The organism is Mesorhizobium sp. WSM3224, from assembly GCF_000427725.1.
Taxonomy (GTDB): Bacteria; Pseudomonadota; Alphaproteobacteria; order Rhizobiales; family Rhizobiaceae; genus Mesorhizobium.
On record NZ_ATYO01000034.1, the window covers coordinates 1 to 12,788 of the forward strand.

At 59.0% G+C, this 12,788-nt stretch carries 15 protein-coding genes and 1 pseudogene; 12 read left to right on the top strand and 4 right to left on the bottom strand.

Annotation, left to right across the window (positions count from 1 at the left end):
* Positions 1 to 266: 266 nt before the first annotated feature.
* Together YU3_RS41910 and YU3_RS42185 are read right to left on the bottom strand one after the other, a co-directional pair.
* Positions 267 to 419, bottom strand: a pseudogene (locus YU3_RS41910) (ATP-dependent DNA ligase); the annotation flags it as partial.
* Between the two features lie 283 nt (positions 420 to 702).
* On the bottom strand, positions 703 to 837 hold the full coding sequence (locus YU3_RS42185) for a hypothetical protein (protein WP_280798433.1): 135 nt from the start codon (positions 835 to 837) through the stop codon (positions 703 to 705).
* 645 nt (positions 838 to 1,482) lie between these two features.
* Here YU3_RS42185 and YU3_RS39900 point away from each other — a divergent pair.
* A complete protein-coding gene (locus YU3_RS39900) occupies positions 1,483 to 1,701 on the top strand; it encodes a hypothetical protein (RefSeq protein WP_084508421.1) in 219 nt (72 codons plus the stop codon).
* A gap of 213 nt (positions 1,702 to 1,914) precedes the next feature.
* Entirely contained in the window at positions 1,915 to 2,073 is a 159-nt protein-coding gene (locus tag YU3_RS40940; protein ID WP_156913654.1) for a hypothetical protein, read from the top strand.
* Here YU3_RS40940 and YU3_RS37860 read toward each other — a convergent pair.
* On the bottom strand, positions 2,070 to 2,315 hold the full coding sequence (locus YU3_RS37860) for a helix-turn-helix domain-containing protein (protein ID WP_245273707.1): 246 nt from the start codon (positions 2,313 to 2,315) through the stop codon (positions 2,070 to 2,072). The genes YU3_RS40940 and YU3_RS37860 overlap by 4 nt on opposite strands.
* A gap of 973 nt (positions 2,316 to 3,288) precedes the next feature.
* On the opposite strand from YU3_RS37860, the gene YU3_RS39905 reads away from it, so the two are divergent.
* Positions 3,289 to 4,218: a helix-turn-helix transcriptional regulator gene (locus YU3_RS39905; protein WP_084508423.1), complete on the top strand. Its 930-nt coding sequence runs from the start codon at positions 3,289 to 3,291 to the stop codon at positions 4,216 to 4,218.
* A gap of 216 nt (positions 4,219 to 4,434) precedes the next feature.
* Here YU3_RS39905 and YU3_RS0130690 read toward each other — a convergent pair whose 3' ends face one another.
* Entirely contained in the window at positions 4,435 to 4,716 is a 282-nt protein-coding gene (locus YU3_RS0130690) for a hypothetical protein (RefSeq protein ID WP_027169786.1), read from the bottom strand.
* Positions 4,717 to 5,015: 299 nt separating this feature from the next.
* On the opposite strand from YU3_RS0130690, the gene YU3_RS37870 reads away from it, so the two are divergent.
* From YU3_RS37870 to YU3_RS0130735, 9 genes are all read left to right on the top strand, one after another.
* On the top strand, positions 5,016 to 5,228 hold the full coding sequence (locus tag YU3_RS37870; protein WP_036259942.1) for a hypothetical protein: 213 nt from the start codon (positions 5,016 to 5,018) through the stop codon (positions 5,226 to 5,228).
* A gap of 165 nt (positions 5,229 to 5,393) precedes the next feature.
* The gene (locus tag YU3_RS0130700; RefSeq protein WP_027169788.1) at positions 5,394 to 6,482 is read left to right on the top strand and encodes a hypothetical protein; all 1,089 of its coding nucleotides are present in this window, start codon (positions 5,394 to 5,396) and stop codon (positions 6,480 to 6,482) included.
* A gap of 210 nt (positions 6,483 to 6,692) precedes the next feature.
* A complete protein-coding gene (locus YU3_RS39910; protein WP_245273708.1) occupies positions 6,693 to 7,019 on the top strand; it encodes a nuclear transport factor 2 family protein in 327 nt (108 codons plus the stop codon).
* 313 nt (positions 7,020 to 7,332) lie between these two features.
* Positions 7,333 to 7,944, top strand: coding sequence for a cupin domain-containing protein (locus tag YU3_RS0130710; protein ID WP_027169789.1), 612 nt, complete (start codon positions 7,333 to 7,335; stop codon positions 7,942 to 7,944).
* Positions 7,945 to 8,065: 121 nt separating this feature from the next.
* Positions 8,066 to 9,004, top strand: a complete 939-nt coding sequence (locus YU3_RS0130715; protein WP_027169790.1) for a substrate-binding domain-containing protein — start codon at positions 8,066 to 8,068, stop codon at positions 9,002 to 9,004.
* A 74-nt stretch (positions 9,005 to 9,078) separates the two neighbouring features.
* Positions 9,079 to 9,876: an ATP-binding cassette domain-containing protein gene (locus tag YU3_RS0130720; RefSeq protein ID WP_036259944.1), complete on the top strand. Its 798-nt coding sequence runs from the start codon at positions 9,079 to 9,081 to the stop codon at positions 9,874 to 9,876.
* Positions 9,873 to 10,877, top strand: a complete 1,005-nt coding sequence (locus YU3_RS0130725) for an ABC transporter permease (RefSeq protein WP_027169792.1) — start codon at positions 9,873 to 9,875, stop codon at positions 10,875 to 10,877. The genes YU3_RS0130720 and YU3_RS0130725 overlap by 4 nt, the downstream gene beginning before the upstream one ends.
* A gap of 3 nt (positions 10,878 to 10,880) precedes the next feature.
* The gene (locus YU3_RS0130730; protein ID WP_027169793.1) at positions 10,881 to 11,981 is read left to right on the top strand and encodes a phosphotriesterase; all 1,101 of its coding nucleotides are present in this window, start codon (positions 10,881 to 10,883) and stop codon (positions 11,979 to 11,981) included.
* Between the two features lie 34 nt (positions 11,982 to 12,015).
* A complete protein-coding gene (locus YU3_RS0130735) occupies positions 12,016 to 12,786 on the top strand; it encodes a glutamine amidotransferase (protein WP_027169794.1) in 771 nt (256 codons plus the stop codon).
* Positions 12,787 to 12,788 lie beyond the last annotated feature (2 nt).

A 12,788-nucleotide genomic window follows, 5' to 3' on the forward strand; every position in this document is an offset into this window, starting at 1 on the left:
CCTGCAAACGCAAAGCGGTTCTTGATCTTGCAGAGTTGGTCCGGCGATGGGGGCCGGACCAGCCGTGCCTTCACTGGGATCTGGTGAAGGTGATCTTCTGCCATGAATGCCGCGGCGCCGGCCGAGACGACCGCAATCCACGGTTCGCCAGGCCGGCGCTCGCTTCAGGCAATCTCCCCAACGAGAGGCGCCGGCCACCTTAGCCCGCTGCGCGTGTGGGGGCACATCCGCAGCGGGCTATCGGACCGCTGAACTCGGGAGATGCATCATTGCTCCCGAAAATCCTTCAATGACGCGTGCCGAAGCTTTTCCTCGCCTTTGAGGAACTTCACCCGGCCGACAAGTCCAGGCTTCAGCCATTCCGTCTTTTCTTTCGCCAGGCCTTTCGGCGGCGGCGCGCCGGTCTTACCTTGGACGCGATGAGCCACTTCATCCCAGGTACTAATTAGGGTGTACTAATACACGCATGATTTGTCCGACGTACCTCATTGTGCAAGCGTATGAATGGCCATGGCGGGAGTAACAATAGCCTTCAGCCGGCGCCATATGTCGTGAGCCCCCCGCCGCCGGTCAGGCCCGGTTCGTGCTACCCCCCGCAGCCGGCCGGGCCGCTGCATTATGGGCGGCATTCGTATGGTGGTTTGGAGCGGGGTCCAAGTAGGTTCCCGGCGAGCACGTAAGACTGAAGCAATGGGAGAGGTGTCAAGGTTCGCGGACATCGAAGGCCACGAACAGTGCCGCTCCGGTGGCCTCCTCAACGATCATCTCAACCAGTTCACAGTTGGTGGCAGACAGGTCCGGGTAGAGTTCGCGAACCGCCGCAATGGTTGCCTTCACAGACACTATGTCGCCGGGTTGGAAGCCCGTGAGGGCCCCACAAACCAGCTCCCTGGCCGTGCTTTCCGGGCCAAGTAGGTGCTTGAATGTTCATCTCAAGCCTCCCCGAGACAGAACCCCAAGGGCCAATCTTGTGTCGCACTTTCTGGAAAAATCAAGAGGTCGGAAACGTGCGATAGTGGGTCGGTTTGAAATTCAGCGGCTTCGGATTAGCAATCTAGCTTCTCGCAAGAGCGACGCCCAATGGAAGCTGCCCAAAAGGCTGACAAGCTCCCGAGCCTGCTCGTAGGTGACGCCGGTTTCTCTGACCAAGCGTTGAATCACCGGGCCATCCATCGATTGTGGCTTATGAGGCTCGTCGGACATACATGAGTCTCCCCGGCCGGCAACGCCTCTATCTCAGAAAGGGTTCCGGCCCTAGGCTCTTCTGTCCGATCTCGTACAAATCAAACTATCACCGCGCGGCGGAGGCGGGAAACAGGCCTGCCCGGCGTGGGTCAACCGGACAGGCCCGTCTCGGAGTTGGAATGGAGCGAACTCCGATAGCGGTCGGTGAATGCTAAGAACCGTGCCGCGCAGCGAATCAAGGCGCGACTTATAACTTGGTTCCGGAACATTTTAGCCAAAGTGAATGTTTAATTCGTTATGGCGACGGTCGATATCCAAGAGTGCCGAGCAGCGCTCATGCTGATAAGGCGCACGATCGAAGAAAATTGCCCGCCGGGCGTGCTTCCAACCGAAGAAATGGTCAACGGGCTTTATGGGCCGGAGTTGATTCATGAGGCCGAAGCGTTGGCAACGGCGATTGTCGCGACGGTCGACAAGCTCTCTCGCCAAATACCCTCGGCAAGCAGCATCACATAGAGCCTGTCCCACTTCGGGACCAAAATGATGGCATCCGCCTTGCTTCTAATAAATCGCCGGTACTTCTCCACCGGGCTCCTGATGGGGATCGGGAGTAACTTCCGCCGGGCTTGAGGTCTGGGGTTCCTCGCCCGGCGGTCCCGCTCCCAGGAGTCGCTAAAAAAGAACCGGTGTCTTCGCACCAGCCCGGAGATCCGATCTAGAATCGGTCCCATGGAAGCGATCTTCGACGACCTTTCCAGTGCTCTGAGAGCCCCACCAGCACGCTTGCGGGCTCGCTACGGCGCGATTGTGCTGCGCTTGGCTGAAAGCCTCGCTACCGGCCTTGCAATCGGCGTTGGCTTCGCCATCGTCCACGCCTTCGCGGGCTAAACTGCCTTGGCGACGGCCGAGGCCAACAAGCGAACGACAATGTCTGGCAGGGCATCACGCCAGGCCTCTGCATCCTTCGCCAAAATCAAGGTGCGGCGGCCGACCTTGCGGCACTTCAATCGACCGGCCGCAATCTCTTCATAGACCAGCGACCGCCCGATGCCGTGCGAGGCACCGAATTCCAAGATTGTGTGGGCTGCCTTTTCGGCTCCTACTTCTGCGCTTCCGACCTCGTTCATCATTCGCTCCTTTCCGAACTTCGAGGCATAAAAAAAGACCGCGCCGAACCCCCACTTTGACAGGGAATCCGGCACGGTCTTCGGATCTGTTACGAATTCGAATTGTTGCCTCCGCCCCACGGAAAAAGCAGCCTCAGGTCCGTGCAAACCGTATTGGCTCAGCTCAAAGTCGTTATCTAGCGATAGACAGGTTCGGAAGGGGGACGGCTGATCGAAGCTCTAATGAATATACACCCGCGGATGCGCAAACGCGTATCGGCGCTGATCGCCACATTGGGAGAGGAATTGGCAGCTCTCGACGGCAGACCACAGCTAAGAGGACGCTAGCCCGACGCTGGCCTAACAATGCAGGCGGTGATGCATGGCTCTCACTACCGACGCAAAGCTGCTGACAATCTGCCCAAAACGATGACCGTCAAAAAAATACTGACCGAGACATATGCCCATCCGAGCCCGCCCCCCAGCCGCGCCCTTGACGTTGTACTATGCTAAATTAGTTCTGGCTCACGTTTGCAGATTGTTCCCTCTCCGGGCTTTGCTGCAGAGGCGCAGCTTCCATTAGCGGGACGCTGAGCGCCTCCAAAGTGTGGCTATGTTGAGTTCACGCCGTCATCAAAATCAGCTGCATGGCCGCCCTAGGCGTGAAATCGACGGCAAAGGGCGGTGAATAGGCTATTCCGAATTTGCAGGGAAACAACGAAACTTGGCGAATGTCCAAGAAACGCAGCCACCATATTATTGTTTGCCGAGGAGGTGTCCGGCCCGACGAGCTTTGTCCGCATGCCAATCGCCTCGAAGCCGTCCTGCAGCGGTCTGGCCGTAAACTGCGGCTTCAACAAGCGGATACCGTGACCAACTACACTCGCGAACTTATCACAGAATTGCTGGCCGGATGCGCATGGACGAAACGCGGCTCAGAGGTTCGTTCGCTGAGTCGTTCAGAACAGACATTTGACATGAGAAGGAGGTGTCCACGATGACGGACCGTCCACTTCCTAATGGGGCGCACGTCGCCCTCTGCCTCCGCGAACTTCGGAGTCGATTGGGAATCACCCAAAAAGATCTGGCGAAGGATATGGGAACGACCCGGCAAACTGTCTCCCGATGGGAGACAGGAAAGGAACCGCTGAATGTTGAGCAGGTCGAGGGTCTCTGTATGGCTTTGAAATGCACGAGAGATGAATTTCTGGGGTCCAATAGTGACTTTCAGGAGATGCCGAATAATTCATCGAATACTGCAGCAGAAGTCCGATATGGCACTTTCAAGGTAAAGATGACGTCCGGAACACGTAAATATCCAATTGGTGAACAGACGCGCGCCTCTATTTTACATCAACTTAGATTGCTTAGTGCTATTCGGTCGAATCACATCAGCAGGCGCTGGATCCATTTCGCAACGTTCAACAATAAATTGGCGCTTCTCAACTTGAGATACATCCTTTCCGTTGAGTTGATTGGAGATGATGTGGAGGCGATGCCACAATATTATCGTCCAGAGGTATATCAGGCTCTCGACGATTTGGATTCAAACGAGGTGTCTGAAACACTGCAGAACGAATGTGAGATTATCATCGCAGAAATTGGCGAGGAAAAAGCGATGCGGATGGTCTCCTGTGTTCGTGTCACATACGAGAACGGGGAGGATGAGTGGAACTTGCTGGATAATGGATGCGCCGACACTTTCTTCGGATTGGAAGCCGCGAGCTTTGACATTCCCCAATGTACTTTCGCTGAAACTGAGGAGGAGGGCTACTACCGGGCGCGCTACGCCAACTTGGATCATGTCGCAGTGATGGAGGTTCCGAGCGACCGCTACCACAGACTTACCCGTAATAGACCGAGTGCACGTCGGAGAAGGACGATGCCGCTGTGCGGCCATTTTCAACCCAACGCATCAACGGGATAGGCTGGTGCTGCGAGAGAGGATTGAACTCTAAATAGCTCTAATAAAATCAACGGCTTAAGTCATAATTTGTAACATTGTAACTCATAGTTGAGCGTATGAATCCCGTGGCGGTCGCCGAAAATCGCAGCGCCGGGCTCCGCTGGCAATCCGTGGAATGGGAGGATGTCATGGCCGAAGTTGCAATCAGTGCATCCTGTGCGCCAATCCCTCCGCGCCTCATGGCTGCAGCAGAGCGCCACCATATTGCGCCCACAGATGTTCGCAGTCCCATGTCCGTAAGCTTGGCGTTCCAGGCTCCCCATAGAAGACCATTGCACCGCGAACGTCGTATCCAAGCACCGACGCGTTGGCGACGAACTGGATGGCGTGCCCCAAGCTGATGGTGCCTATCCGGGCCTCAGTCTTAATGGTGAGATCGATCACCCCATGGATTTCCGCGTCCGCGCCTCTGCCGGCCAAAACAGCGGTCGAGATCGCATCGTTCAGAGCAAGAAGCATCGCGGAGTCCACGTAAGCAGCGCTTGGTAACTGCGAAACGCGAAATTTGTTCCGCCTCCGTGAAGTGATCTGAGATCAGCTATCCAGTTCAAGCGGCTCATGGTCCGGCTGCCATGCCAAATGACCTGCCGGAGATCGCGCCGGTCAATCGGCGGGCCGCATTTCCTGCAACGGTAAAGCTATCCTGTTCGCGGGGAAGATCTCTCCCATGTCGGCGCCCGATAATGGGTGGCCCAAGCTCCGCAGGCTTCAGCCTCGAATCCTCGCGCTCAAGCGTTTTGCGGTCGTTGCAGTGCTGGTTGCTGACGGCCAACAACGGCCGCTACATGGGCGGCGCGTTCGTCACCTTCAAAGCTGACAAGCGGCAGGCGCTCTGGGACCGTGTGCAAGGCAAGGCAGGAGCACCGCTGCCGAAGGGCTTGGCCAACGAGAAGGCAGAATGGCTGAAGCCGGGTCTGATCGGACGGGTGAAGTTCCTCAAAGGGAGGAGAAGCTGCGGCATGCGTCGCTGAAGGAATTTTCGCGAGGAGGGTTAGGGTTAGGTTCAAAACTCACTCTTTAGGCCGCTGCCAGTGACTGAGTTGCGGAAATAATCTCCCATTGTCAGTGACCCCAATATGCGCGACAATTTCTCCCTCCGAAGGCCGATGATATAGAGCCGGCCGAGAGGCGAAGCTATGTGCCGACTGAGCCTTCCGTTCGCTGTTGTCGTTTGGCTGGTGAGCGTCTTTTCACCCGTGTTCGCCGCAGATTTCACGAAGCCGGGGCCGTTTGCGATTGGTCTCCAGAAGTTCACCATCCCTGACACTTCTGGCAAACATCCCATGGCTACTATGGTCTGGTATCCTGCCGCCGGTCCCGCACCCGATCCCAACGGCGCAATCTTGAAGGTGTCGATAGATGCACCTGCGGCAACAACCGGTCCCTATCCTTTGGTGATCTTGATCCACGGGCTCGACGGTAACGGCAGCTTATACGGCGCGTTGGGTCGGCAACTCGCATCCTACGGTTTCGTCGTCGCCGCCGCGGACTATGACACCGGACTGCGCGGTCCGCTGGATGAAGGAGTTAGCCGAGAAGATCAATGGGCGATCTGGCTGCTTTACGATCACCCTGCCGACGTGATCCGGGTGATTGGGTATGCCGATTTATTGACCGCCCCAGGCGGCAGGCTGGCCGGGCTAATCGACACCTCACGCATCGGTGTTTGGGGACATTCGAGCGGAGGGACCACTGTGTTCCAGGCGGGAGGCGCCAGGGTCAACTTCAAAGAACTCGATGCGTGGTGCGCTGTAAATAAAAATGAGCCATCTGCCAACGATACGTGCCAATTCGTGGGCCACGAGCAATCGGTCGCGACGCAGTATGGTGTCGCTGATCCGTTTGCGGCCCCGATGCCGCCCATCTGGGATAAACGCGTAGCCGCTCTTGTCGCCGGAGCTCCAGGCGGCGACCTGCATGCCCTTGGCGAGACAGGCATAGCCGAGGTCAACGTGCCGACGCTGATTATGTTCGCTACCGACGATGCCTCTGTTTTGCCTAAACACAACGCTCTGTGGGCGTATGATCAAATCAGCAGTCAAGACAAGGCGTTGGCCGTATTCGATAGTGGCGGGCACATGATGTTTATGAACTCCAAGCAAGCGAACGCGCTGACCACGGCGTTTCTTCTCGACATCCTCAAGGGCCGCCCGGCTGGAGGGCACGCGCTGTTGCCCGACGCTGTTTCATTTCCCGGGCTAAGCTATCAAACGACTGTCCGCTAGACCGTTGGCCGTCCAGAGATGGCCGCGCGGCCCGAGGCGCATCGACATTCCTGCGACGAAGAGCAGACTCACACCATCCGCTACAGGCGTCTCGTGGAAATCCGGTGGGAGAACGGGTGATCTGGCGGGATGAGTGACGGTGGTTACGGCTGGACCTGGTCGCCCTCATGAGGAGTTGCTAAAGTAAATCGAGGGGCAAAGGAGGGTAGCATGTCAATCCATGATGAGCTGCTGGAACTTTGGGAGACATATGTCTCGGCATATCGCGCCGGTGATGCTGCCGGTTGCGCGGCCATATTCACAGACGACGCGGAAGTGCATTCCTCCTATGCACCACCAGCCCGCGGGCGCGCCGCAATCGAGACGCTCCATGGCAGTTGGACCGAACACGCCGGTCCTGACAAAACACTTAAGGTAATTGAGGCAGGCAGCTCCGGCGATCTCGCCTGGACTCTCGCAGCCTATTCAGAAGGAGAGCCGACCGTAAACGGAACTTCGCTCAGCGTCCTTTGCGCCAAGCTGGCGGAGGCTGGTTGATCCGCATGTGCAGTCTCAACAGCAGCGACGTGACCGAATAACCGCGACGAGGTTTCTGCTTTTTAGCCATCAGCCTTTTTGACAGATCGAGAGCCGACCGGATGCCAGCGCCGACCGTTGGCCGCGTAGTTCGGCGCCACTATGGGATAAGTCTGCCTGGTGTTCGTGAAAGCCCTGAATCAAGGCGCGCTATCGGGCAATGCGCTTCCCATTTCGAATCGAAATGGCAGATCACCACTTGCAAATCGCCCGCCGCTGCCTTTTGCTCGCGCGACAGTCAGTCCTCCCTTGACGTTGAATGCTTGGCGAACGGATGAACAAGATCGATCGGCGACGGCCAGAATCCGAAATGGGCGGCACCGTGAACGCGGCGCGGCTTGGAACGCGGTTGCGCCTCGCCCGCCAAACGCGTGGCATGACGTTGAAGACGCTGGCCACTGCTGCGAACTGCTCTGAAAGCCTTTTGTCCAAGATCGAGAACGGCAAAGCTTCGCCATCTCTGCCCATGCTGCACCGCCTGGTCGAGGTCCTGGAAACCAATATCGGCTGGATGTTCGAGCAGGTCGATGACGACGAGGCGATCGTATTCCGAGCTGGCGCGCGACCGTTGATCACACTGGACGCGTTGAGACGAGGTGATGGCATCTCGCTGGAACGCGTCATTCCGTATTCGTCCGGTCACCTGCTGCAGTGCAATATCCATCACATCGAACCGGACGGCGAGAGCGAAGGTCCGATCCAGCATGTCGGCGAGGAAGTCGGCTATGTGCTCGCGGGCCGGATCGAGCTGATCGTCGACGGGAAGAACCATGATCTCACTGCCGGCGACGCGTTTGTGTTCCGGTCGGAGCTGCCGCATCACTACCGCAACATCGGCAAGGAGCGAGCAAGCATTTTCTGGGTTAATACGCCGGCGACTTTCTGAGCGATATTCGATCGTTCAAACTCATTGACAAGCATTCAAGTCTCTTGAATTGTTGCCTCGTGCCTGTAGCACCAATGGGCTAGCCAAATGAGGTTTGGTCCGCAAGCAAGGGGAACCGCAAATGCGTCTGTTCAAACTTCTCGTCGGTTGCGCCGCCTTCGTTGCCATCGGCTCGACGGCCGTGGGATCGGCTCTCGCCGACACGTTCGCTCTCGTCAACATCAACCAGCAGGCCCTGTTCTTCAACCAGATCAACGAGGGCGCGCAGAAGGCAGCCGATGCCGCTGGCGCCAAGCTGGTCATCTTCAATGCCAACAACGTCCCGAGCGCGCAAAATGACGCGATCGAGACCTACATCACACAAAAAGTCGACGGCATCATTCTGGTCGCCATCGACGTGAATGGCGTCAAACCGGCAATCACTGCCGCCAAGGCGGCTGGCATTCCCGTGGTCGCTATCGACGCGCAGATTCCTAACGGCGACAACGTTTCGTTCATCGGTGTCGACAACACCAAGGCCGGCGCGGATATCGGCAAATTCTACACCGATTATGTAAAGAGCGAGATGGGCGGCAAAGCCAAGATCGGCATCATCGGCGCGCTCAATTCCTTCATCCAGAACCAGCGGCTCGACGGGTTCAAGAAGGCCGTCACCGACAGCGGCGAGGCGATCACCTTCCTCGACACCGTCGACGGTCAGAACGTTCAGGAGACCGCGCTGAGCGCTTCGGAGAATTTGATGACCGCCAACCCGGACATGACGACGCTCTATGCGACCGGCGAGCCGGCGCTGCTGGGTGCTGTCTCGGCCGTGACCAGCCAGGGCCGCACCGGCGACGTCAAGGTGTTCGGCTGGGACCTGACCAAACAGGCGGTTCAGGGCATCGACGATGGTTGGGTGGTGGCGGTTGTCCAGCAGGATCCGGCCGGCGAGGGCAAGGCCGCGGTCGAAGCCCTGACCAAGCTCAAGAAGGGCGAAAAGGTTGACCCGATCATCAACATTCCGGTGACGATCGTGACCAAGAAGAACGTCGACCAATACCGCGCGATGTTCAAGTAAGCTGCACCGAAGACCAATCCGCGGCGGTGCTCAAGGCACCGCCGCGGTCCCCTTGCCAATTCCGTGGATCCAAGATGAGCAGTGGCGAGACCTATCGGGTGCGGATGAGCGGTATCTCCAAGCGCTACAACGCCATCCAGACGCTCGACGACGTGTCCCTGACACTGAAGCCGGGCGAGGTCCTGGGCCTGGTCGGCGACAATGGCGCGGGAAAATCGACGTTGAGCAAGGTGCTGTCGGGAGCGGTTATCCCCGACTCCGGCACGATCGAGATCGACGGGATCCCGGTGACCTTCAGTTCGCCGGCGGACTCGCGTGCGGCACGGGTCGAGATGGTCTATCAGGACCTGTCGCTCTGCGACACCATCGACGTCGCCGGCAACCTCTTTCTTGGCCGCGAGCCGCGCCGGCACGTCGCCTGCATCTCCTTTCTCGACAAGAAGCGCATGCATGAGCAAACGCGTCAGATGCTCGACCGCCTCGGCATTGTTATCGCCGACACGCGGCTTAAGGTCGAAAACCTGTCCGGCGGACAACGACAGTCGATCGCGATCGGCCGCGCGGCGTCGTTCGAGCCTTCGGTGCTGATCATGGATGAGCCGACGGCAGCGCTTGCCGTCGCCGAGGTCGAGGCCGTGCTGGACCTGATCCGCACCGTGAGCGCCCGCGGCGTCAGCGTCATTCTGATCACCCATCGGCTCCAGGATCTGTTCCTCGTCTGCGACCGCATCCAGGTCATGTATGAAGGACGCAATGTGGCCGAGCGGCTGATCGGCGAAACCAATATCGAGGACGTGGTCAATCTGATCGTTGGCCGCAAGTTCAATGCTCGTTCCGCTGCCAGTCGATTTCGCGATGGAGCGCCAACATGAGCGAAGCGACCCACTCCGCTCAGTCGCGAAGGGTGCGCGAAGCCACATGGCGAGAAGCGATGCTCGCCAATGGCAGTGTCGTGTCGATTGCGCTGTTCTTTGTTGCCGTCTGCATCGTCTTCTCAGTGGCGACAAACGCCTTCCTGACATCGCCCAATCTGTTGAACATCCTGCGGCAGTCGGCGCCGCTGCTGATCGTCGCCGCGGCGATGACCTTCGTCATCACCACAGGCGGTATCGACCTTTCAGTCGGCTCCGTGCTGGCGCTGGTGGCAACGCTGTCGGCGACACTTCTGCAGTTCGACTTGCCTTGGCCGGCCGTCATCCTCGCCATGCTCGCGCTGGGAGCCCTGCTTGGCGCGGTGCAGGGTTATTTCGTGGCTTATGAGGGTATCCCGGCCTTCATCGTCACGCTTGCAGGGCTTTCGGTGATCCGGGGCGTGGCGCTGCTCATCACGGGCGGCTACTCCATCCCCGTCGACCCGGGAAGCTCTTTCACAGTCATAGGCCGCGCCTGGTTCGTCGGTGTGCCGGTGCCGGCGCTAATCGCAGTCGCGATCCTCGCGATCGCCTATCTGGCCTTCAACGAGACGCCGTTCGGCCGCTATGTGACCGGCATCGGGGCCAACGCCGAAGCGGTGAGACGAGCCGGTGTGAACACACGGCTGATGACGCTTTTCGTTTATGTGATTTCCGCCACCGCGGCGGCGCTTGCAGGGATCATCATTGCTGCCCGGCTCGGATCCGGGTCCTCGAATGCCGGGCAAGGCTTCGAGCTTGAGGTGATCGCGGCCGTCGTGCTTGGCGGCACCAGTCTCTTCGGCGGCCGCGGAACGATCATCGGCACGGTGCTCGGCGCACTCACCGTGGCCGTCATCGGCAACGGCCTGATCCTGGCGCATCTGTCGCCTTTCCTGACGCCGATCGTAACCGGAACGATTATCCTGATCGCCATTTGGCTGAATTTCCGCCTGTTCCGCGGCGCTGTGCGAAGCCGTTAAGCTATGAACAGTCTCTTCGACAACGCGCCACCCAAGCAACGGCTGGAGATCGGGATCGAGACCGGCCATGTGATGACCGTGCTCGGCGTCGTTCCTGTCGACGAGATGGGGATTACCCTAATGCACGAGCACATCTTGCTCGACGGCGCGCGCACTTGGAAATGTCCTTGTCATCCCGACGACATGGCGCTCGCCGAGCAGCCGGTGAACATCGAAATCATCGGCGAACTGCGCATGAACCCTTACGTGAACCGCGACAACGTCTCGCTCGACGACAGTGACCTAGCTCTGTCGGAGTTGCAGCGGTATCGCGCGCTGGGGGGCCACACCGTCGTCGACGCGACCAATATCGGTATCGGGCGAGAGCCGGAAAAGCTTGCCCGCATCAGCCGCATGTCCGGCCTGAAGATCGTCATGGGCACCGGCTTCTATCTCGAGCACACCCATCCCGAATGGCTGAAGGCGATGGACGTCGACGCAGTGACCGAGTTCATCGTCAACGATGTCGGCGGCGGCGAGACGCAGCCACCAATCATGGCGGGCCTGATCGGCGAGGTCGGCGTCAGCAAGGATTTCACCACCGAAGAGCGAAAGTCGCTCAGGGCTGCCGCCAGAGCCTCGCGCATCACCGGCGTGCCGCTGTCGATCCATCTGCCAGGCTGGGAGCGCCTGGCGCACGACGTGCTCGACATCGTGGAAGCCGAGGGCGCCGATCTTCGCCACACCGTGCTCTGTCACATGAATCCCAGCCACAATGATCCGGCCTATCAGACAAGCCTTGCCCGGCGCGGCGCGTTCCTCGAATACGACATGATCGGCATGGATTACTACTATGCCGATCAGGACGCGCAGTCGCCCTCCGATGAAGAGAATGCGCGAGCGATCGCGGCACTTGTCGAAGCGGGCTTCGGCGACCGCCTGCTGCTCTCGCAGGATGTGTTCCTCAAGATCATGCTGACCCGCTTCGGCGGCTTCGGCTACGGCTATATCCTGAAGCATTTCATACCGCGTCTGAAACGGCATGGCGTCGAGCAGCCAGCGATCGACCGGATGCTGATCGCCAATCCCAAGGCCGTGTTCGCGCGGCAGAGCGGAGCTGCCTAGACCTGCGGCAGCCAAGACCTACCACGGAGTCCAAATGTCCAAGAAGAAAGTCCTGCTTGCCGGTGAATCATGGGTCTCGACGGCAACCCATATCAAGGGTTTCGACCAGTTTCCGACGGTCACTTACCATACTGGCGCGGACGAATTGCTGACAGCGCTGAAGGCGACCGACTTCGACGTCACCTTTATGCCAGCGCATGAGGCGCAGCGCAGCTTTCCGCAAACGATGGAAACCCTCTTCGCATATGACGCGGTGGTGCTCTCCGACATCGGCGCCAACACGCTGCTTCTGCATCCCGACACCTGGGTTCACTCGAAGAGAACGCCGAACCGCCTGCGCCTGCTGCGCGACTATGTGAGCGCAGGCGGCGGGCTTTTGATGTTCGGCGGCTATTACAGCTTCCAGGGCATCAATGGCGGCGCGCGCTACCGCAAGACGCCGGTCGAGGACGTGCTGCCGGTGAACTGCCTCGCAGTCGACGACCGCATCGAGGTCCCGGAGGGCTTTGCGCCAGTGATAAAAGGTCCGTCGAGCCATCCAATCCTGAAGGGTCTTGGACCGGACTGGCCGGTGCTGCTCGGCTTCAACGAGGTGACGCTGAAAGACGGGGCGGAGGTTCTGGCCACCGTGTCGTCGGAATATGAATCACTGCCGCTGCTCGTCACCGGCCACTACGGCAAGGGCCGCACCGTGGCCTGGACGTCAGATGTCGGGCCGCATTGGCTGCCACCAGAGTTCATTGCCTGGAAAGGCTACAAGACCCTGTTCGAACAGATGCTTGGCTGGGCAACCGGCGGGAATTGAGC